Below are 18,982 nucleotides of genomic sequence, written 5' to 3' on the forward strand. Positions count from 1 at the left end.
TATCTGTCAGGGGCGGCGCTTCTGCGTCTGTCCCAGATCACCACCCCGGACGACCCGCCAGCCGGTACGCTGCTTTACATAGCGATCGAGTGCCATGGCCAAAGCCGTCTCGTCCGTCACGCCCTCTTGGTATTTGCGCATCAGAAAGCGCGCAGCTTCGTCGGTGCGGATCGACAAGCGTGCGCCAGTGAGCACACGTTTGATCTTCTCAAGGTCGGACGCGGACAGGTACTGAGCGTTCGTTGACACACCTTCCCTCCCTGGCAGTTGTCCTCCCAGACGACGACGCCGCACAAACCAAGATGACGCAGTAACCGCTCACGTCCAGACCTGGACCGTCAATTCTGGGCTTGTTCTGGAACTTCGTGCCGACCTGATCGCCTGCGGTCTCGGCCGGAACTTTAATGTTCACGACACGTTCGCCTGAGAGGTCCGGTATAGGGCCAACCCTCACGATTATCGCGTAGAGGCCCATCCCCCCACGATTATCGCAGGTCTTGAGCTCCACGGACGTTTTCCTTTGGAGAAAGACAATGAGACGCTATCTCTCAACACTCGCATGCTCGGGGTTGCTGAGCTTTGGAGCGCTCTGCAGCGCACACGCTTTTTCGGGAAGCATTCAAAGCCCCGACACTGCCCCGGCGGTCGCCGCGACCAGCGGCCTGCAACTCATCCGCGACGGGGGCGGTATCCCGCACGGCGGGGGTGGCTTCCACGGTGGCGGTGGCTTCCATGGCGGGATGGGCGGCTTCCACGGCATGAACGGCTTCCATGGCGGTGGTCATTTCCGCGGCCGCGGCTTTGACGAGGATGGCGACGGCGCCTTCTTTGGGTTCGGCGTGTATCCGTATGCGTATCCCTATTGCGATCCGTATTACGGCCCCTGCTACTCTGGATATTATTCCGAGTATCCTGCGTATCCCGCGTATCCGGCCTATCCGCCTGCGTATCCTGCCTATCCAGGGTACTATCCGGGGTATTGAGGTGCTGCAGGGGATACTTGCTGGAGAAAGCGCATGGCTGGCCAACACAAGGTATTCACTCCCGAACATCTGAACATCGTACGGCGCGCTATCGAACGTGAACGCTGCCAGCGGAGGCTGCCACGGAAGGGAGCACAGACCGAACGCCTCGCCCGGAAAGCACTCGACCAGGCCGGCCACCCCATGGTTGAGCCCCTTGCTAGAGCCCTTGGACACGATGCCTGAGCCGTGAGGGCGAGCCATGCGCAAATATCTCTCACTGCACCCTGAACAACAGCGCAGCTTTTCGCCGGAAGAACTGGACATGCTCGATGCGCTGGTGACGCGCGTCGTCGATATACTCGGCATCATCGATGAAGGCGAAAGGACCGATGCCGCCGCAAGGATCTTGGCGCTCTACACGCCCGGCGGCCGGACCTTCGAGGAAATCTTGGAAATCGCGGTCCGCCTCCACCAGCAAAGGTCGCCGCTCCGATAAGTCCATGCCGACGCGCGGAACATGATGGAGAGCCAGCGCAGAAAACTCAAGAAGCGCCAGGATTAGGCCGGAACCACCGCGACAGCAGAGAGTTTGGTTGCTGCGCCTGTTTTCCCCTCTCCGCAGGCGCTCGTTACTGCTCGGAAGGTCCGCCGTTCTGCCTATGACGGCGGGCTTTCTCTCATGATCCGGGCGGGGTCTACCTTTGTCAGGTTTTCACCACTAACGCTGTGCCCTGCCCGCCTCCGATGCACATGGCGATCAGGCCGTAGCCGCCACCAAGGCGTTGCAGTTCATAGAGGGCTTTCACGGTCAGGATCGCGCCGGTGGCACCGACTGGATGGCCGAGCGCGATCGCACCGCCGAAGTGCGCGGAGGGTAGAACCAGGCAACACAACCGAATAAAAGGCCGCTAGGTGCGGCGTCGGTCGGTCGTGTTGTTTCAATAGGTTATGAGGCGATTCTGCGAGGTGCGGGAATTCCTAGCACCTCGCGGAACCGCCGATTTCTCATAAATTTCCGTCCCTTGGCACGATGTACGGGGCATCGGCCATGAGCGGCGAGGACCATTTCCGCATCCGGCCCGGCCGCATCCGTTCCACCAGCGCACAGCGCGCCAGGCCCTTTATCGCGCAGGCGTTCGCCGCCGCGCAGAAGGCAGGCGCCCGTATCTCTCGCTCCGGCCGGGTCAGCTCCGGCAATCGCTCGGTCTGGGGCCGCGAGCGGACCGGCAACTTCAACGCTGGATTTTCAGAAGCAGACCTTCAGCCCCCGGCGCGTAGAACCGTCGAGCTCCGCATCTGTCACCGCGATGCTTCCAACGCTGTTTCAGGCTGCTGGATCGAGCGTTCGATCTTCTCCGACGATGCAGCTATGCCCCAGGGCGGCAACCTAAGCCTACCTCCGCGCCTTCGGGATGATCTATTCGGAGTTTGGTGATCTGGTCGACAAGAAAATGGGACGACGCCACTAGATTCCTGCTCTTCGCAGATTTACGCAGGTAGCGCAGGCTATAAGCGGCGATGACGCGCAAACAAGCGTCTTCGCCCCATCCGCACCTCACGAGGCGGGTTTTCTGTTTAGTACGTTGGCCATATCGAGGTGACGCTCCAAAGTTGGCAGGGTCTTTCTCGCCCACTCTTTGATGTCAACCTGGTCTCCTCCGTTGCCATACCGCTTGAAAAGGTCCACGGCGTCCGTGTTGGCTCTAACTTGGTTGGCATGGTACTTCCTGGTGAAAGATTCTCCCTGCAATTTCTGCAATTTGTCTAGCATCTCCTGCTGCGCGGATGTCACTGCGGTCGGAAGCGTCACATTGATTTTGTGGCTTGCGATCAAAGCCTTCAGATCCGCGCTTGTTTTGGTGTGATCATTAATCATTTGCTGGGCGAAGGCCTTCGTCGCGTCATCGGAGCGTTCGAGCGCGAGCTTGCTGCTCGCAACCTCAAACATGTCGCCCGTCGCCGCTTCGGTCACAAAATCCTCGGTAGAGGGCGCAATTCCAAAGACGGAGTTGATGCCACTTTTTTCCATGGTGGACTCGGCAGAAGCTGGCACGGCAACCAACATCGCCAACGTCGCTATCACAAACGTTCTCATGGCTGCTCTCCAGTGAATTGCGGTGAACGGGAGAAGCCGTTCATTGTTCCCTGTTCACCGGTCAGACCGACAGGCAGCCGGGCCGTTGACGTCAAAGCGCCCAAGCGCAAGCAGCGCGGCCCGATGCCGGTGCGGACTCAGAATGATCCTTCGAGGAGAATAATCGCACCAATTAGGATGAGCAGCACGCCAATCCAGTTTTGAGCGCGGCCTCGGAAACGTAGTTTGCGGCGAGGAGGCTCTAACGTCTGGTCCGCTACAGGATCGGTGTGACTTTTGCTTGGTCGTCTTCGGTTGATCATCGACCATACAAGCATCACAACGCCGCAAAGGACCAATAAGGCGCCGAACCAAATCACAGTTGCTCTCCACAACGGGGTCCAAGCACGCCCGCAGCTATCGGGTCAACGCGGAAGGCACAGATTAGTTTCGTCAATCGTCTATCGCCGTATCACCATTGGGGTTAGGCGCGGGCGTCTCTGCCGTGTCGCGAGTTGGATGGTCGGGGTCACCTCGCTTGGTCATTCCGAACTCTTTCGCGATGCATGCCTCCTCCGCAACATCTTTTGCCATCTTGAAAGCTTCGTCGGCATCCAGAACGACTGAGAATCTGTTGCCATCAACGCGTTCGAACGTGATGGTCACGACGGCCTGGTCGGTCGAATGATCGGTGCTGATGTAGCGGACTGGTGTGATCTCCATGACAGTTTCCTCCAGTGGCTCCAGCAATTGAACGCAAGAGACCGCATTTTCGCTCCACCGAGGCCGCGCAGTACCGCAAGCTCTACCGTGACCTGCGCTGGTGTTGACCGCACGGCATCCGGCAGCAGGCGCTACTACACCTGCCGACGCTGCCGCTGCCTACTGGTCGCCGGCAACCGTTATCATCCCCGTTCAACTACACGCTGATCCAGAAGGAGGAAGCGCGCGGTTATACGATCGTCTCTGATGTCGATGGCAGGCCTGTCGACCCTCATCACCCATGGAACCGAACATGAAGGCTATCCGGCTTCACCCGGCTTTGACCAAGCGGCGTCGAGCAATGCGGTCGATGGTGATAGTATCCGCCTCCCAGCACAAGTTCCGGGAGGAAACGATGCGTGCTTTCAATGTCGCCTTCGCGCTACTGATCATCATAGGGGCTGCAAACGCCGCCAACAACAAGCTGAAGTTCTGGAACCTGACCGCAAACACCGTCACGGAACTTTACTTGGCCCCCGCTGAGACCCAGAACTGGGGAGAGAACCAGACGAAGAACGATCCAGATGGTTCGGTTGATCATGATGAGCGGTTGACCGTACGGAATACGCCTCCTGGCCTCTATGATGCCAAGCTCACGGATAAAGCCGGCCGCACGTGCACCGTGAAGAACATAGAGGTCAAAGATAAGGGCGTGTTCTCGATCGAGGAGAAGCAACTCACGGACTGCACGAAGTGACGTGGTGAACACGGTCCCACAGGACTCACGGCTAGCCGGTCGATCCGAAACCCATGGAATAGATGAGAAGCATGACCCGCAGCGCAGGCGAAATCACAGTCGACGGGTAACGAGCTGATGTCGAGCATCCGCATAGGTGTGCGTATACCTCGCATGTTCGGGCTGCGTGTGTGGATTGCCACCCGCCTGTTCGAGCTTGCCGGATTGGTGATCGGTTGGAGCGTCGTGGTGAAAGTCGGAGGCGCTGGCAAAGATGTGTCCGAGGACGAGGTTCGGCGGATGTTCGCGGATGCGAAGGCCAAGCGCAACAATGTTGCGTGAAACACCCCGCACGCCAAGCTCATGGCGTTCCAGAATCACCATGACAGCAAGAAGCGCTGGTCAAACTTCATGATCAGGGCCATGTCGGCCCTCATCCTATTCCAGATGATTCTGCTCGGCATGGTAGGTTTTGGCTTGTGGGATTTTACAGCCTATAACTGGCTGCTGCCGATCTCGTTGATCAATCCCGATGGCGCCGCCAGCCCGCCATCGTGAAACAGCCGGGAAACTCCACCTTCCGGCGGTCCAAGGAATGGTATCGGATCAAAAGCACTGTTCGGGAGTTTCAAGGAATAGTCCGCCGAACGAGATCAACGCACGCACCTACATCGTGCCGAAATCGTAATTCCGAAATCGCTCAACCTGATCGATTTAGCCCGTAGTCTCACCCGAGGCGGCGGGCTTTCCTTTGCGTTTCAGGATGCGTCCCGGGCTTCGGTCCATCGTCTATTCGCCCAGCTCGATCTTCCTCTTTTCCTCAAGCAGGATCCGCGCTGCCCTTATGACCGCAGTTGCCTGAAGGATCGTCTCCGAAAATTCGCTGTCCGAGAATTCATCGACAAAACCTGCCCCTTCGATCAGAAAATTGACAACCTCTTCCGGGATTCCGCTGTCGTTTGCCGGTATCTTGGAATAATTGATCTCGTCGCGGTAGTCATGGATTACCGCCGTGGCACGCTGCAATAGACGAGCTCGCTCCGCCATGGTGAGTTTGGGTACTTCGTTGGCGGCTTGCAAAAGTTCCAAGATGAAGGCGGCCGTGCAATCGCTCATAACTCGATCTAAGCCGCCGATCAGGATGCCTGCAACCGCAAATATCGCCCATCGCCTCCTCTGCGCGTCCCATTACAAAGGGAGAGCAGATCAGAACGCGACGCGCGGACGGAAATGCGCAATCCGGAGATGGCAGCAGCGCATTTCGGCGGTAGTCTGTTACACTTCTTGCTGACCCCAATCGGGTTTTCCCCGGCCTGAGCTGCAATTGGTTCTGGGATAATTTGATGACGCTAACGGTAGCCAATCTTCGCCCATATAGCCCGTCTCGTCCGCCGCGAGGCGCGGCTATTCGCTTTTGGCGTGACAGAATATTGGACAAACGCTAGATTTTGTAATGCTACATCATTTTCTTACGCCCAATTGCCTGCCTCGGTTCGCCGAGGCGGGCAATTTTGTTGAAGCGATATACAAGCGAGGCTCGGTGAACGCTCCTCCCTGAGAACCACCGAGCCTCTGGCCGCTCCCAGCTTCCTCGCCGAACCGGGAACGGTGTACTTACTTTTCACGTGCGCGCCACTGCTTCTGCCCCGACCATCGCCTGGTATGATCCGCCACCCTGTGCGCAGCTTGGCATAGCAATCGAGCGCCTCTGCCAAAGTGGACTCGTCCGTTACGCCCTCTTGATATTTGCGCATCAGGAAGCGCGCCGCCTCGTCGGTGCGGATTGACAGGCGCGCGCCAGCGAGAACGCGTTTGATCTTTTCAAGGTCGGACGCGGACAGATACTGAGCGTTCGTAAACACACCTTTCCTCCCAGGTAGTTGCCCCGACGACGACGCCCCACAACCCAAGATGCGGCGGCAACCGCTCACGTCCAGTCCTGGACCGGTTCAATTTTTGCCCTGTTTCTGGAACCACATCGCGACTTGATCGTTTCAAGGCGGTCAATGGCACTCTCGCCCGCCGGGTCCCAAGTCCACCGGCGGGTTTCTTTTGTTCAGCGATCTTGCGCTTTTCCGTGGGGCCAAAACGTGTTTTGCCATTGATCCAAAAGAGCGTAGCATCCCCATATCGCTGGCTTCGGGTGCCTGCGATTGGAAGAGATCACCATGCTTTCGCCAGCTGTGATCATAAATCGAACTAAGGTTTTCACCCCAGAAAATGTGACGATCATGCGGCACGCGGTTCAGAGCGTCCGCTCCGAACGCCGGCTGCCTCCTCGCGGAGTTGAGGCGGAACGCCTTGCCTCCAAAGCGCTCGACCTCTTCAAGGCCGGCTACATCCGGGAAGCCGCGCTGACCAGAGCGCTCAGAGAAGACACCTGAGTGGGAGGGTGAGATGCGCAAATTCCTCGCACTCCACCCCGAAAACTTAGCTGCCTTTTCTGCCAACGAATTGGACGTGCTTGACGCATTGATGCAGCGCGCCGTTGACGAGCTGCAGATCGTCGATCTGGCGGATCAGAATGAGTTCGCGGCAAGGATCTTATCGCTTTTCACGGTCGGCGGTCGAAGCTTTGAAGATATCCTGGAAATTGCGATCCGGCTTCATAGGAATGATGAACAGGGCCGACACGAGGAAGCCCGCCAACACTCACAGGCCGACAAGCTCGACGAACTGGTCCAGCGCGCCATGAGCGGCAATGGCGCGTTTTGGTCCAGCTAGCTTATGCGGACGTCCTCGCTGGATGCCGAAGCGCCCGTCGTCCTCTCCGGTGGCGACGGGCGTTGCGTCAAAGGAGTGGCCGGCGCGACAAGTGCCCCATGCACGCCGGCCAGGCGGCAGACAGCCAGCCTATGGATATGACTGCGTTGTAGACATACGTGACTAGAGCCGGGGGGGCAACCTCTGGCGGCCGATTGGATTTCGGCTTCTTGCCCGTCGGCGGAACACGGCCGGGGCGTTGTTGCGAGGGCGCAAAACCGGGTTGTCGTCAGCGATGGCGGCGGGCATTTTTTTCGTTTCAGGCTGGCGATGGTAAGTCTGGCCCTGTGCCGCCAACCGGGCTAAACCGGCCGCATGACTACCGAAGTGACTTATGATTCCACCGCCAGGGCGTTCACCATGACGAAGGGCAGTTGGACGAATACTTACCCGATCTCAGACATACAGAAATGGATCGAATTCTACCGACGCCAGCAGGAACGCTTTCCCGCGTACGCCGCCATCTACGATGAAGACGTAAGGGCGCTTGAGAAGCTCGCCGATAGTATTTCAAGTTGACGATTTTGCCTTGGACTTCTCGCCCTTCGGCGGCGCGAGACCTTCCGCCTCCAGACTCTTGCGCAGGATGCCGGCGAGGTCTTTGACGTTCTCTTTCGGCTGTTTGCGACGGTTTGGCGGCGCCCCGGTGCGTTTTGACTCGATCAGTTGGCGCAGCGCCTCCTCGTAATGATCCTCGAACTTAGACGGGTCGAAATGCGATGATCATCGAGGCGATCTCAGTCATTTCCGGGTCCTTGGGAGTGCTCATCTCGTCGAATGCCTTCTTTTCCGGCAACGACCTCCTTGGCGCTGTTCAGCAGCGTCATCACCATGCCCTTGCCAAGCGGCTCGATGAGCACGTGCCGCTCGCGCTACCATAGCACCACCGTCGCAAGCGCGGCCGTCTTGGTCTTTCTCATGGCCTCGCGAACGAGCGCGAAAGGGTCCGTCGCCGGGTTATCTGCCGGCACGAGGTAGTAAGGCCTGTCGCGATAGACCGCTTCGACCTCGGACACGTCGACAAAATTCTCGGATCTGTCCTCACCGGCATTGTCCCACAGCGACTTGTCGCCGGACCAGAGCTTTCGTATGCGCCCAAATCTGCGCCACGCCTTGGTTTCCTCCCGCAAGGCGCCATTTCCGCCGATCCCGCGGTGATCTCCAGGCTTGGCGTGTCGCCCTCCAGCAGCATACGATGTCAATTGTCACCAGTTCCGAAAGCACCTTCCAGGAAGCTGTGATCGTCGCGCTGGCGGGAATGGGCCAGCCGATGCTGGCCGCTCGATGGCGGGAGCGGCCGGCATCGTGCTCGGCGTGCTCTGGCACGAGTCGCGGGGTAGCACGCCACGGCGGCGACTGTCCGTCGGAACCGCGAAGCCATTCTGTTGTGCTGACCTCTTGTCATTAGGATCGACGAGATCAGCCACACGAGTGTTCTCCGGCCGGCTTATCTAGTCCTTACACTTGTTTTGGTCTGCCTGTGCCGCTGCCGTTTTACCGTGCTTTTGCTGAGCCTCGACATCCTGTTGTGATGTCGCTAGGTCCTTGTTTCCGCCGCCTTGCTCGGTAGCAAGCGGCATCGTGTCTCCGCCCTCCTGCGGCTGTTTGTTGGCCTGCTGATCGTTCTTGTTCTTCTCCAGGGGTGCGTGAGTTCCGTCCTTGGAAATGCCGGTGCGTGGCTTACCGCTAGAATCGGTGCTGGACGTTGTAGTCTTGTCTGGGCAAGCGGCTAGCGTCGGCCAGGTGGTCAAGGCAGTGAGGGAGCAGGCGGCGAGAATTGCGATTGTCGACTTCATTTCTCTCGTCCGGTGTTGGTTGAGCCTGGGTGCCCGGCGGCTCGAAAGACGGCGAGCACCGGCTCCAGTGCGTCTTCAGGCATCGCACCGGAGCCACGGCACAACAGGAACACAAACCAAACCTGCCCAAGCCGTTGATGTTCCGAAAACGCCTGTCATCCCAAGAGAAAGTCCAGTTCCTTGGCCGCCGCGCGAATGATCACTTATTCAGGATGCCTGTTGGAATAGTAATGGTCGCTACCAACCCGGTTGTCCGCCAATCTCGCTCGATCGTAGCACTGAGGGCACTTGCAAGCCCCTTTTCCAGGCGGCTGCCAAACCCCACGGGTCCGGGCGAAGGCACGGGACCGCCTGTCTCCTCCCAAAGAAGGCGAACTTGGTCACCCTCGGCCTGCACATTCACACGGAGCTTACCGTTGTCAGCAGATAATGATCCGTATTTTGCAGCGTTTGTTGCAAGCTCGTGCAGCAAAAGTGCGATGTGAGTAACGCACTTGCCGCGTACGACCGGATTGTCCCCTTCGACCGCCGTTCTATTCCAAGAGCTGTAGGGTTCTAGGATTGTCCGGATAAGCGCTTCGAGGTCAACCTGCTGCTCGGTCTCTAACTCATCCTGCCAGCCCGACATTGTCAGTTCATGAGCGTGCGCCAGTGAGCTCAATCTCGCCTGAATGGAACCCACGAGCTCTTCGGTGTCTGCACAAGACCGAGCGCTGACGGACACGATCGCGCTCGCAAGCGCGAAGAGGTTTTTCACACGGTGCCTCAGCTCGCCCATAAAGAGCTGCTGTTGTTCCCGGGCAAGCCGCTTTTCGGTGATATCCCGCGCAATCTTGGAAGCGCCGACAATGACACCTTGACCGTTGCGAATTGGGGAGATCGTCAGCGAAATATCAACAAGCGATCCGTCCTTGCGTCGCCGAACGGTCTCAAAGTGCTCAACCCTTTTTCCTTGCTGGATTTGAGAAAGGATCGCGGGCTCCTCATCAAGTCGATCCTGAGGAATCAAAATTGTGATGGGCTTCCCAACTACTTCATTCGCCGTATAGCCGAAAAGGCGGGAGGCTCCCGGGTTCCAGCTCTGAATGGTGCCTTTCAGGTCTTTGCTGACGATCGCGTCGTCCGAGCCTTCTATGATCGCTGCCAACCAATCGCGCGGATCGGGTGCGTCCCCGTCTCCCAGCGTTCGTGAGCCACAGAAATCGGGTTGAACCTGCTTTTCGCTTGAATGAACCACGCGTCCCTTTCACATGCAGATAGTGTTGCGTCGGGACGCCGGCAAATCGCGGAAACTCCCGTTTCTTCAATATAGCAACGTCTCGCCCACGAGCCAGTAGCCGTGGGGCTCGAGCTTGACCTTCTTCCGTTCCCTACGTTCGGGCGCCTGCTGACCAACGCGGCCGGAACTTTTGCGTTCTCGATGCGTTCTCTTACCGAGGTCCGCTGTAGGGCCAACCCTCACGATTATCGCGTAGAGGCCACCCCACCCCCACGATCATCGCAGGTCTTGAGCTCCACGGACGATTTCCTTTGGAGAAGAAGACAATGAGACGCTATCTCTCGACTCTCCTGTGTTCGGGAATGCTGAGCTTCGGGGCGCTCGCCGGTGTGTCAGCGTTTGCCGAGGGCTCTTCCAGTTTCGTTCCGGACATCGCTCCGAATCCTTCCTGCACCGCAGCAGCCTGCCAAGGCAAGTTCGAGCCAGCCGTGCTGGTGCGCAAGTTATCCGCCAACACGACCAGCGGCCTGCAGTTCGTCCGCGGGGGCGGCTTTGGCGGCGGCGGCGTATTTCATGGCGGTGGTGGCTTTGGCGGTGGCTTCCACGGCATGGGCGGCGGCTTCCATGGCATGGGCGGCGGCTTCCACGGCATGGGCGGCGGCTTCCACGGCATGGGCGGCTTCCACGGCTTCGGTGGCCCTGGCTTCCGTGGCGGCTTCCGCGGCTTTGGCGGCCCTGCCTTCCATGGTGGCTTCCGAGGCTTTGGCCCAGGTTTCCGTGGTGGCTTCCGCGGGCGTCACTTTGTTGTTCATGGCCGTCATTTCCATGGCAACAACTTCTTCTTTGACGACGGCGGTGCATTCTTTGGGTTCGGCCTGCCGTTCTTCTATACGGCCTGTGACCCATACTATGGCTACGGTTACTACGGTGGCTACGGCTATTACGGCTCGTGCTATCCGGGATATTACTATCCTGGGTATTAATTGCGTTGGATGACCACAAGCAAATTCAGCACGTGCAATTCTCTTTTGGATAGTGTCTCTACATTTAAGCCAAGAGTCTGCCCGCCTCGGTCTCCGGGGCGGGTCCTTTCATTGGGCGCTCTGTTTCCCCTGACATGACCGCCAGCTCCGCCGGAGCTAAGCTCCCATTGCGAGTGAGCTTTCTTCATGCCTCGGTTCGCTGGGGCGGGCTCCTGCCGTTATCTTTCGGGCGCGCTCGGCGGCAGCCCTGTCCCGCTTGCCGCCTTGCATGAGCCGCCAGCCGCTGCGCTGCTCGATATAGCGGTCAAGCGCCTCGGCCAAGGCGACCTCTTCCGTCACGCCCTCCTGATACTTGCGCATCAGAAAGCGCGCGGCTTCGTCGACGCGGACTGACAGGCGCGCGTCAGCGAGAACGCGTTTGATCTTCTTCAGATCGGACGAGGATAGGTACTGATGACTTGTGGAGACATCGTTCCTCCCGGGCTGGCCTTGGTAAGATGCCCCGATTGGTGCGGCCCGTCCAGAGCTCGGGTTCAAAAAATCCGGAGCGGGCGGGACGGGCATTTTCTAAATCCAGCGCGCTCGCGGCCGTCGTCAGGGTTCCCCCTTCAGTATCCACCACAACTGAGGGGCTTCGCCGAGCAAGCGATAGTAGATTCCCTGAATTGAACCAAGTTCATCAATGATGAAAACTAGAATATCGCGAAGGCAGCATATCGTCCTGTCATCAGATTTTCTTTGTCGATTGATCAAAAAAGGAATCCGACATGAAGAAGCTTCTCCTCAGCTCGATTGCAGTTCTTGCCATGGCCGCTTTTGTCGCCGAAGGCGCGTATGCCGGCGGCGCCGGTGGTGGCGGAAACCAGAGCGCCGGATCGGGAAACGGCAACGGGAATGGCAACGGCAACACGGGAAACAACAACGGAAATAACAACGGCAACAACAACACTGGATCGAACAACGGTAACAACAACGGCAACAACAATACCGGCTCCAATAATGGGAATGGCAACGGAAATAACAATAGCGGCTCCAATAATGGGATCGGCAACGGCAACAATAACAGTGGAAACAACAATGGGGGCAACAACGGAAACAATAATTCCGGATCGGGCAACGGCAACAACAACGGCAATCATAACTCCGGCTCCAACAACGGAAACGGAAATGGGAACTTCAATAGCGGAAACAACAACGGTGTTGGAAACGGAAACAACAATTCCGGTTCGGGCAACGGCAACAACAACGGCAATCACAATGCCGGCTCGAACAACGGCCGCAATAATGGAAATAACAACTCCGGCTCGAACAACGGCAACAACAACGGAAATAACAACCGTGGCTCGAACAACGGCAACAACAACGGCAACGGGAATATGGTCCCGGTCCATCACCACCATCACAAATCCACGTGGTGAACGCATCGCCGGATGATCCGAGAGACGCCTGAGACGCTCTCATGAACCGGGATGGCCCATAGCAGTGCCCGCCTCGGCCTCCGGGGCGGGTTTTTTCGTTTTCGCAGGCGCGGAGTCGCTTCTACACGCGCCGTACCCTGCGCGCGCGGACGCCCCGGGTCGCCCATCTAGGAGCCTGTCATGGAGAGCTACAGCCCACCATCATCTTAGACATGACCACGAACGGGGCGCCACGAAGAAGCAATCCGAAGCGAAAGCACCCATCGTCTCGTCCGAGGCGGGCGGGCTTTCGTTTGCCAGGACGAAGCTTATGCGATGATCAAAACGATCTCGAGTGTCTCAGGGTCGACGATCGCTATCCGCCCATCTGCCAGTTCGAAGTACATGAAGCCTTCATAGCCTGGAATGATCTCCACGATGCGCGGCGGCAATCGATAGAGGTGGATCTCCCGAGGGACGTGCGCTCCCACACCGACGGAAAAATTGACTTGCGGGGCCGGTTTGACGTGGCTTTCACCGAACACGCGCTTTAGCTCCGTGCGCTGCTCATCGCTGACATGGCGCTTCTCGCTGTGCTTTGCCTTCGTCTCGCCGCCCTGCTTGGTGCCGCCGCCATGCTCTTCCATCCGCTTTTCTGTCGGCTGACCCGTTTCGCCATTTTGTTCATTCTTCTGCTCCCCCTGCTTCTTCATCTTGGGCTGCTTGGTCTCGCCACCTTCCGGTTTGGTTGGAGCCTCTTGGCCGTTTTCGCTCCCGTTCTCCATGTTTTGGCCACCTGCGGGCGCCTGGCCCTTTTCTGTGCCAGATTGACCGCCTTGTTGGCCTTCGGATTGTTCGGGCGGCTTCTTTTTTGTCTCCGTTTGGGCTGTCGCGATTGCCGGGGCCAAGCCGAGAGCCAACGCAACCGCGCCTTTGAGAAGGATCTGTCTCATGGGTGATCTCCATAGACTGATTGTGGCAAACGCTGGTACGATGCCGGTGTTCCATCACGTGTGAACGGTCCCGTTATGGCGAGCATTTCGTGGACCCCGGGACTTGCATGGAGCTCGGACATCGTTTCCAACCTACCCGCGGGGAACCCATCGCCTTTCTCCCGGGATGGCGGATGCATTTTTCGCCACTCGACGTCCGGCATTCGGAACATCCGCGGCAACTGCGAGTTTGCCTGCATGTCTCTAGCCGGTTCGATTGCGTCAAACGGGAAAAGTCGATCGTTGTTCCCTCGTCAGACCGACAGGCAGCTGGGTTGGCGTACGCTAGCGCGAGCAGCGCGCGAGCAGCGCCAGGATGCGCCGAACCAAATCACTTTTCTCTCCACATGTGCGGCCCTGCGACTGCCTAGCGGTCACCGGCACCACCATCCCCGCCGCTGTGGCCAACCACATCAAGCCGCACAAGGGCGACCCGCAACTGTTCTTCGGCCTGAAGAACATGGAGGGCGTCACAAGATCCAGCGCGAACAGGCCAGAGGCTACACGGTCGGCTCAGACCAAACATGGTCGGCCTCTCGCGCAGGATCATTCACGGAACAGGTAGGTCAGCCCTTGGTCTTGCGGGGATCGGCACCATAGATGCGCTCCTCGCGTACTGTCCCGTCGCTCTTGTGAAGAACCGCTTGGCCGAGACCACCAGCATCTTGGGCCTCGTGCCCCGCCGCTATAGCGGCTGCTTCAGATTGCTTTTGGGTATGGTGCGTGGAGATCATCCTGCCGCCTTCGATAACTCTCCAACCTGTGTTGGACGGTACTGAGTGGAAAACGCTGCGCTTTGTCATTGCAACCTCCCTCGAGGGCATCGTCAAGAATGGCAGGGGTTGGGTAAATGTCTATAGGCCAATCGGTGCCCCTCGCCCCCGGTACATTCGCACTGAGCTTCAGGCATTTGGGCGAGCAAGGCGCAATTCTGAGCAGCACGGCGCGCCAAACTCGGACAGTGGATATCGGGCTCGGCGAAAGCTAGGGCCTTTTTCTTTGGGGCATCACAGCCCGGGGATTTGTGCCACCCGAGGACGGCATCACCACGTCGCTCCAGCCGGAACGGTTTGTGATTGAAGCTTTTGGCGCTGGGGTTAGATTCAGACCGAGGTCGCGCAATGAACCTGAAACCGCGTCGCGGCGGATATCGCCGATGGCTTTACTGGATCCTGACGGGGATTGTGGCGATTTTTATCATCTGGGCGCTGTTATCCATGGGTGGACACCGCATGTCGGCCGTCACGAAATCGGGCGAAGTCCCGACAAGAGCGGAGTGACGCCGCGTGAGGCGTGATTGTTGCTATTAACTCGGGGCGCTGCGATCATGTCGCTGCTATGAAGGTCGCGTCCCGATTCCCTTGTCGGGACAGGCCCGGCTTTCGCAGGCCCCCCACACCCCTGCCTCGCGGGATGTCGGGCCACCTTATTCATCCTTTGTGATCGGGTTAGCCGATTGGGCTAGGAAAAAGCGAAACGCGGACGTGGTGGCGCCTCGATCGTCGAGATCTACGCCCACGTGGCCGAGGACGACGGCAAGTCCCTGGCCATCGCCGGCAATTGGCAGTTTCAACGCGAGCCGCTTGCACCGATTTTAATGTCACCGATGAGACGCAGCCATACGAATCTGATGTCGGATTGTATTCGTAGCCCCCGATGGGGTGTGCAGAAAGTGAAGCCCTGATTATTCAGAAAATCGCAAGATATTTGAGCAGCGACACGATGATGATGATGATGATGATGATTTGAATGATGGTCATATTCCGGCGTCGATAGGCAGGCGCTGAATAAGGTAAAGCACCAGAACCACGACTAGAAAAGTGATCAGTATGCTGATAATTGCTGATGCGGCCATGGCTCTCCTTGAAAATAGACCGCACGGCTGTCCGTCAAGAATGAACTTTAAGCATAGTGCTCAGTTCCAATAGCTACGGCGACCTTGACTATTGACAGTCATGCCTGCGGCGACTCCGATCGTGAACCCGAGCAATGCCGCCGCTCCAATAACCAAGGTAACTGTTCCTGGGCTCACGCGAGCGACTTCCTGCATTGATTGTGTCGGCGTGCCAAGTCGCTTTGCGGCACGCGACGCTCGGGCGGACGCAGTTTCGATCGCTTCGCGGGCCAGCCTAGCCCCCCTTTCCTCAATGGTATTGTTGATTTTGCCTATCTCGCCGCGCAGCTCTGCGATCTGCTTCTCGAGCGCCTTTTGAACGTTGTCTATGTTCAGGCCCGCTGCCTTGGGAGCATTAGCCATCGCCTTGTCCTTCGGATATATCCGTCAAAACGGTGCGAAAGTCGAAACGTTCCGCAACGTGGCAACGAGATCGTTTGGCGCTTGTGTCCGATGACGTTTGCGCATCGGAGCGGAGTCCATCGAGGACCAACCGCTGGCGTTCTTCGCCGGTATCTGGACCGTTTGGGATGGCGAGCGAGGCTCTTCGAAGAACCCGCGGCCTGGCGTCCATGAGCTTTATGCGTTCCTGACAACTGAGAGGCGCGACAGCAGGATCTCGGCTCCGACCAGAACCGACGAACGGGCACTGCGTCAGCTTGCTTCCAGATTTCCCAAATCAGTTGATGAAGTTGCCGCCATGTCACTCCTCGACTGGCTCGTCGAACACGGACATCTCGAGGCCGAACCGGAGCTCACAGAAGACACAGAGACCGCCGGAACCGCCTAGCTCTAAGGAACGATAGGCGCCACTGCCCGTTTTCCAGCCTTATGCTGGAGTAGCGTGTCATGAGCAGCGTGCGTGCCTTGTGGAAGGGCTTTATGCGGCTCGGCAACGTCACCTGTGGCGTAAAGATCGTCGGGGCCTGGACCGAGGCCGAGACCATCCATTTCCGCGTCCTCAATAGAGAGACCATGGAACCGGTCAAGTCGGAGTATATCGATGAAGGCACCGGTAAGCCGGTCGACGCCAAAGATCAGGTCAAAGGCTACGAAGTCAACAAGAACGAATATCTGCTGCTCGAACCTGCGGAGATCGACACCCTCAAGCCACTTTCCAACCATGTGCTGACGGTCGAGAGCTTTGTCGACGTGTCCGAGGTCGAAGCGGTCTATCGCGACAAGCCTTACTACCTCGTGCCGGCAGACAAACTGGCAACGGACCCCTTCGCCCTCCTCCGCGAGGCGATGAGACGGACCGGGAAGGCCGCACTCGCGACGGTGGTGCTATGGCAGCGGGAACGGCATGTCCTCATCGAGCCGCTGGACAAGGGCATGGTCATGACGCTGCTGAACAGCCCAAAGGAGATCGTGCCGGAAAAGAAGGCATTCGATGAGATGGGGACGCCCAAGATCGACCCGGAAATGACCGAGATCGCCTCGATGATCATCGACAAGAAGGTCACGCATTTCGACCCGTCGAAGTTCGAGGACCACTACGAGGAAGCGCTGAAGCAGCTTATCGAATCCAAGCGTGCCGGGGCGCCACCGCCCAAGCCCTCGCCGCAGCCCAGGGAGAACGTCAAGGACCTCGCCGGAATCCTGCGCAAGAGCCTAGAGGCAGAAGGCCTCGCGCCGCCGAAGGGCAAGAAGTCGAAGGCAAAATCGTCAGGCTAAACTTGCGCCATTTCTAATAGACATATATGTCCACCACGTCAGCGCGCACGTGGGCTGGCGTGCATGGGGCACTTGTCGCGCCGGCCTGCTTCACTCTTTGGCAAAGGCCAGAGCGATCGCAAAGCCGCCCGTCGCCTTGGAGGGGCAAGAGGCGACGGGCGCTCAGCTCCAGCAGGCGTGCAGGGTCCCACTGGAGCCATGGCAGGAATAAAACTCAAACTCTCCCCGCGCGCTGTTGTTCCGGCCTAACCCAGGCTTCTCACAAGCTTCCTGCGCTGGCGCTCGGTCCTGACACGCTTCGGCGTTGGCTCGTCAGATCGTCGGCCGCCAGGCGTGATTCCGTTCCGGTGCAAGCGCACCGTTATCTCCAGAATTTCGTCGAGGCTCCGGCCACCAAGGGTATAGAGCGACAAGATCCGCCCCGCAGCCTCGTTCCGGTCCGCTTGATCGACGATATGCAGCTCTTCGATCACGCGTTGCAGCAGGGCGTCGAGCGTGTCCAGTTCTTCGGAGGAAAAAGAACTCGGTTGCTCGGGGTGAAGAGAGAGATATCTGCGCATGACGACGCTCCTCAACACGGCACCAACTACGCGGAACGAGAATACGATATCTTTGGCTTTTTGGAACAACAAAGAGGCCCGCCGGCTGTTCGAAAGGCGGCGGGCTAGCGGCTGGCGGCCGGCGGGATGCATGTTTACCGCCAGCGAGCACTTAGAGGACTTCAAGCCAATGAAGCAGTGTTCTTAAGGTTCCAAGTGGAGCACGGGCCTAAAACGCAAAAAAGACGCCCGCCGCCTCGGAGAGACTACGGGCCCGTCTGACGTGAAGTTGCGCTCGCGAAGGGCAAGGGCTGAGCGAACCTATCCAACGTACCAATGATGCGATCGTTCCCTATTCCTGGCGCCCCCAAGCTTTTTGCGCTGGCGCTCAATCCTGATCCGTTTCGGCGTCGGCTTATCGGAGCGGCGACCTTTGATGGTGCAGGCGGACAACGATTTCCAAGATTTCCTCGAAGGTTCGGCCGCCGGGCGTGTAGAGCGCCAAGATCCTTGCGGCGGCCTCGTTCCTATCGCCTTCATCGGTGATTCCGAGGATGTCGACGGCGCGCGTCACCAGCGCATCGAGCATGTCCAGTTCTTCCGGCGAAAAGCTGCGCTGCTGTTCGGGGTGGAGGGCGAGGAATTTGCGCATCTCACCCTCCCGCTCAGGCATCCTCTCTGAGCGCCCTGGTCAGCGCGGCTTCCCTGATGTAGCCGGCCTTGAAGAGGTCGAGCGCTTTAGAGGCAAGGCGTTCCGCATCTGCCCCTTGAGAAGGCAATCTTCGTTCGGCGCGGATGCGCTGAACCGCATGCCGCATGATGCTCACATTTTCCGGGGTGAAAACCTTGGTTCTATTTCTGATCACAGCTGGCGAAAACATGGTGATGCCCGGCGCCCTAGCCGACGATGCCGTAATAATACCCACACTTGGACCGACGGCAAAGAAGGTTTTGGCACAACAACGCCACGCCAGATAGTTGAGCGAAAAGAAGCCCGCCGTCTGTTTGGAAGGCGGCGGGCAATGGCTGGCGACAGGATGGGTGCCAATCGCCAGCGGGGTAACGCCTAGGAATGAAGCCGCGACCTTAAGGTTCCGCATTGCAGAAACGCAAAAAAGAGATCGGATGATTGGGGCTCCCGTGGCGCTCCCGCTGCGGGGGTGACAGGATTTCAATCTGCGGGCAGGCTCCTCAAGCTTAACTGGTCAAGGAGCCCTGCCCATGGATCTGTTCGTCGGTCTCGAT

At 58.4% G+C, this 18,982-nt stretch carries 26 protein-coding genes and 4 pseudogenes; 15 read left to right on the forward strand and 15 right to left on the reverse strand.

The window, feature by feature from the left end; translation table 11 throughout:
- Positions 1-6 precede the first annotated feature (6 nt).
- Positions 7-249 carry a hypothetical protein gene (locus tag C7I85_RS30675; RefSeq protein ID WP_146148952.1) on the reverse strand — a complete coding sequence of 81 codons (243 nt, stop codon included), beginning with the start codon at positions 247-249 and terminating at the stop codon, positions 7-9.
- A 284-nt stretch (positions 250-533) separates the two neighbouring features.
- On the opposite strand from C7I85_RS30675, the gene C7I85_RS25150 reads away from it, so the two are divergent.
- Positions 534-983 carry a hypothetical protein gene (locus tag C7I85_RS25150; protein WP_146148953.1) on the forward strand — a complete coding sequence of 150 codons (450 nt, stop codon included), beginning with the start codon at positions 534-536 and terminating at the stop codon, positions 981-983.
- Positions 984-1,224: 241 nt separating this feature from the next.
- Positions 1,225-1,461 carry a hypothetical protein gene (locus C7I85_RS25155; protein ID WP_106726749.1) on the forward strand — a complete coding sequence of 79 codons (237 nt, stop codon included), beginning with the start codon at positions 1,225-1,227 and terminating at the stop codon, positions 1,459-1,461.
- Positions 1,462-1,669: 208 nt separating this feature from the next.
- On the opposite strand, the pseudogene C7I85_RS25160 reads toward C7I85_RS25155, so the two are convergent.
- Positions 1,670-1,825, reverse strand: a pseudogene (locus C7I85_RS25160) (acetyl-CoA C-acyltransferase); the annotation flags it as partial.
- 188 nt (positions 1,826-2,013) lie between these two features.
- Here C7I85_RS25160 and C7I85_RS32365 point away from each other — a divergent pair.
- Positions 2,014-2,205 (forward strand): annotated as a pseudogene (locus C7I85_RS32365) (type VI secretion protein); the annotation flags it as partial.
- A gap of 315 nt (positions 2,206-2,520) precedes the next feature.
- Here C7I85_RS32365 and C7I85_RS25170 read toward each other — a convergent pair.
- Both C7I85_RS25170 and C7I85_RS25175 read right to left on the reverse strand, forming a co-directional pair.
- Positions 2,521-3,060 carry a DUF4142 domain-containing protein gene (locus C7I85_RS25170; protein ID WP_106726751.1) on the reverse strand — a complete coding sequence of 180 codons (540 nt, stop codon included), beginning with the start codon at positions 3,058-3,060 and terminating at the stop codon, positions 2,521-2,523.
- 432 nt (positions 3,061-3,492) lie between these two features.
- Positions 3,493-3,762: a hypothetical protein gene (locus C7I85_RS25175; RefSeq protein ID WP_106726752.1), complete on the reverse strand. Its 270-nt coding sequence runs from the start codon at positions 3,760-3,762 to the stop codon at positions 3,493-3,495.
- A gap of 394 nt (positions 3,763-4,156) precedes the next feature.
- Here C7I85_RS25175 and C7I85_RS25180 point away from each other — a divergent pair, with 394 nt between their 5' ends.
- The 3 genes from C7I85_RS25180 (at position 4,157) to C7I85_RS25185 (ending at position 5,035) form a co-directional block, all read left to right on the forward strand.
- Positions 4,157-4,498 (forward strand): hypothetical protein, encoded by a 342-nt coding sequence (locus C7I85_RS25180; protein ID WP_106726777.1) that lies wholly within the window; start codon positions 4,157-4,159, stop codon positions 4,496-4,498.
- Between the two features lie 117 nt (positions 4,499-4,615).
- Positions 4,616-4,819: a hypothetical protein gene (locus C7I85_RS30680; protein WP_146148955.1), complete on the forward strand. Its 204-nt coding sequence runs from the start codon at positions 4,616-4,618 to the stop codon at positions 4,817-4,819.
- Positions 4,820-4,840: 21 nt separating this feature from the next.
- Positions 4,841-5,035 carry a hypothetical protein gene (locus C7I85_RS25185; protein ID WP_106726753.1) on the forward strand — a complete coding sequence of 65 codons (195 nt, stop codon included), beginning with the start codon at positions 4,841-4,843 and terminating at the stop codon, positions 5,033-5,035.
- Positions 5,036-5,266: 231 nt separating this feature from the next.
- On the opposite strand, the gene C7I85_RS25190 is transcribed toward C7I85_RS25185, so the two are convergent.
- A complete protein-coding gene (locus tag C7I85_RS25190; RefSeq protein ID WP_106726754.1) occupies positions 5,267-5,593 on the reverse strand; it encodes a hypothetical protein in 327 nt (108 codons plus the stop codon).
- A gap of 1,037 nt (positions 5,594-6,630) precedes the next feature.
- On the opposite strand from C7I85_RS25190, the gene C7I85_RS25200 reads away from it, so the two are divergent.
- The 3 genes from C7I85_RS25200 to C7I85_RS31150 all read left to right on the forward strand — a co-directional run bounded on the left by C7I85_RS25200 (position 6,631) and on the right by C7I85_RS31150 (position 8,121).
- Complete coding sequence (locus C7I85_RS25200; protein ID WP_146148956.1) at positions 6,631-6,861, forward strand: hypothetical protein; 231 nt, start codon at positions 6,631-6,633, stop codon at positions 6,859-6,861.
- Between the two features lie 13 nt (positions 6,862-6,874).
- Positions 6,875-7,201: a hypothetical protein gene (locus C7I85_RS25205; RefSeq protein WP_106726757.1), complete on the forward strand. Its 327-nt coding sequence runs from the start codon at positions 6,875-6,877 to the stop codon at positions 7,199-7,201.
- A 758-nt stretch (positions 7,202-7,959) separates the two neighbouring features.
- On the forward strand, positions 7,960-8,121 hold the full coding sequence (locus C7I85_RS31150) for a hypothetical protein (RefSeq protein ID WP_181257371.1): 162 nt from the start codon (positions 7,960-7,962) through the stop codon (positions 8,119-8,121).
- Here the strand turns inward: C7I85_RS31150 and C7I85_RS25215 are convergent.
- The 3 genes from C7I85_RS25215 to C7I85_RS25225 all read right to left on the reverse strand — a co-directional run bounded on the left by C7I85_RS25215 (position 8,113) and on the right by C7I85_RS25225 (position 10,273).
- Positions 8,113-8,370: a Ku protein gene (locus tag C7I85_RS25215; RefSeq protein ID WP_106726759.1), complete on the reverse strand. Its 258-nt coding sequence runs from the start codon at positions 8,368-8,370 to the stop codon at positions 8,113-8,115. The genes C7I85_RS31150 and C7I85_RS25215 overlap by 9 nt on opposite strands.
- A gap of 321 nt (positions 8,371-8,691) precedes the next feature.
- A complete protein-coding gene (locus C7I85_RS25220; protein WP_106726760.1) occupies positions 8,692-9,036 on the reverse strand; it encodes a hypothetical protein in 345 nt (114 codons plus the stop codon).
- A 199-nt stretch (positions 9,037-9,235) separates the two neighbouring features.
- Positions 9,236-10,273, reverse strand: coding sequence for a PAS domain S-box protein (locus C7I85_RS25225; RefSeq protein WP_106726761.1), 1,038 nt, complete (start codon positions 10,271-10,273; stop codon positions 9,236-9,238).
- A 308-nt stretch (positions 10,274-10,581) separates the two neighbouring features.
- On the opposite strand from C7I85_RS25225, the gene C7I85_RS31155 reads away from it, so the two are divergent.
- From C7I85_RS31155 to C7I85_RS31160, 3 genes are all read left to right on the forward strand, one after another.
- The gene (locus tag C7I85_RS31155; RefSeq protein WP_181257372.1) at positions 10,582-11,238 is read left to right on the forward strand and encodes a hypothetical protein; all 657 of its coding nucleotides are present in this window, start codon (positions 10,582-10,584) and stop codon (positions 11,236-11,238) included.
- A 186-nt stretch (positions 11,239-11,424) separates the two neighbouring features.
- Complete coding sequence (locus C7I85_RS30685) at positions 11,425-11,631, forward strand: hypothetical protein (protein ID WP_146148957.1); 207 nt, start codon at positions 11,425-11,427, stop codon at positions 11,629-11,631.
- A gap of 374 nt (positions 11,632-12,005) precedes the next feature.
- Positions 12,006-12,656: a hypothetical protein gene (locus tag C7I85_RS31160; RefSeq protein ID WP_181257375.1), complete on the forward strand. Its 651-nt coding sequence runs from the start codon at positions 12,006-12,008 to the stop codon at positions 12,654-12,656.
- A 308-nt stretch (positions 12,657-12,964) separates the two neighbouring features.
- Here C7I85_RS31160 and C7I85_RS25245 read toward each other — a convergent pair whose 3' ends face one another.
- Positions 12,965-13,588, reverse strand: a complete 624-nt coding sequence (locus C7I85_RS25245) for a DUF1236 domain-containing protein (RefSeq protein ID WP_106726763.1) — start codon at positions 13,586-13,588, stop codon at positions 12,965-12,967.
- Between the two features lie 605 nt (positions 13,589-14,193).
- Complete coding sequence (locus C7I85_RS25250) at positions 14,194-14,430, reverse strand: DUF2188 domain-containing protein (RefSeq protein WP_106726764.1); 237 nt, start codon at positions 14,428-14,430, stop codon at positions 14,194-14,196.
- 318 nt (positions 14,431-14,748) lie between these two features.
- Between C7I85_RS25250 and C7I85_RS31165 the strand changes: the two genes are divergently transcribed.
- Positions 14,749-14,907 carry a hypothetical protein gene (locus C7I85_RS31165; protein ID WP_181257377.1) on the forward strand — a complete coding sequence of 53 codons (159 nt, stop codon included), beginning with the start codon at positions 14,749-14,751 and terminating at the stop codon, positions 14,905-14,907.
- A gap of 408 nt (positions 14,908-15,315) precedes the next feature.
- Here C7I85_RS31165 and C7I85_RS31170 read toward each other — a convergent pair.
- Together C7I85_RS31170 and C7I85_RS25255 are read right to left on the reverse strand one after the other, a co-directional pair.
- Positions 15,316-15,482 (reverse strand): annotated as a pseudogene (locus C7I85_RS31170) (Thivi_2564 family membrane protein).
- 60 nt (positions 15,483-15,542) lie between these two features.
- The gene (locus C7I85_RS25255) at positions 15,543-15,884 is read right to left on the reverse strand and encodes a hypothetical protein (RefSeq protein WP_106726765.1); all 342 of its coding nucleotides are present in this window, start codon (positions 15,882-15,884) and stop codon (positions 15,543-15,545) included.
- Positions 15,885-16,005: 121 nt separating this feature from the next.
- On the opposite strand from C7I85_RS25255, the pseudogene C7I85_RS31810 reads away from it, so the two are divergent.
- Both C7I85_RS31810 and C7I85_RS25265 read left to right on the forward strand, forming a co-directional pair.
- Positions 16,006-16,122: pseudogene (locus tag C7I85_RS31810) on the forward strand (SOS response-associated peptidase); the annotation flags it as partial.
- Between the two features lie 248 nt (positions 16,123-16,370).
- On the forward strand, positions 16,371-17,198 hold the full coding sequence (locus C7I85_RS25265; RefSeq protein WP_106726766.1) for a Ku protein: 828 nt from the start codon (positions 16,371-16,373) through the stop codon (positions 17,196-17,198).
- A 245-nt stretch (positions 17,199-17,443) separates the two neighbouring features.
- On the opposite strand, the gene C7I85_RS25270 is transcribed toward C7I85_RS25265, so the two are convergent.
- The 3 genes from C7I85_RS25270 to C7I85_RS30690 all read right to left on the reverse strand — a co-directional run bounded on the left by C7I85_RS25270 (position 17,444) and on the right by C7I85_RS30690 (position 18,837).
- Positions 17,444-17,758, reverse strand: coding sequence for a hypothetical protein (locus tag C7I85_RS25270; protein ID WP_146148958.1), 315 nt, complete (start codon positions 17,756-17,758; stop codon positions 17,444-17,446).
- Between the two features lie 394 nt (positions 17,759-18,152).
- Positions 18,153-18,389: a hypothetical protein gene (locus tag C7I85_RS25275; protein ID WP_106726768.1), complete on the reverse strand. Its 237-nt coding sequence runs from the start codon at positions 18,387-18,389 to the stop codon at positions 18,153-18,155.
- A gap of 13 nt (positions 18,390-18,402) precedes the next feature.
- Entirely contained in the window at positions 18,403-18,837 is a 435-nt protein-coding gene (locus C7I85_RS30690) for a hypothetical protein (protein WP_146148959.1), read from the reverse strand.
- Positions 18,838-18,982: the final 145 nt, after the last annotated feature.

The organism is Pseudaminobacter soli (ex Li et al. 2025) (genome assembly GCF_003012705.1).
Lineage (GTDB): Bacteria > Pseudomonadota > Alphaproteobacteria > Rhizobiales > Rhizobiaceae > Pseudaminobacter > Pseudaminobacter soli.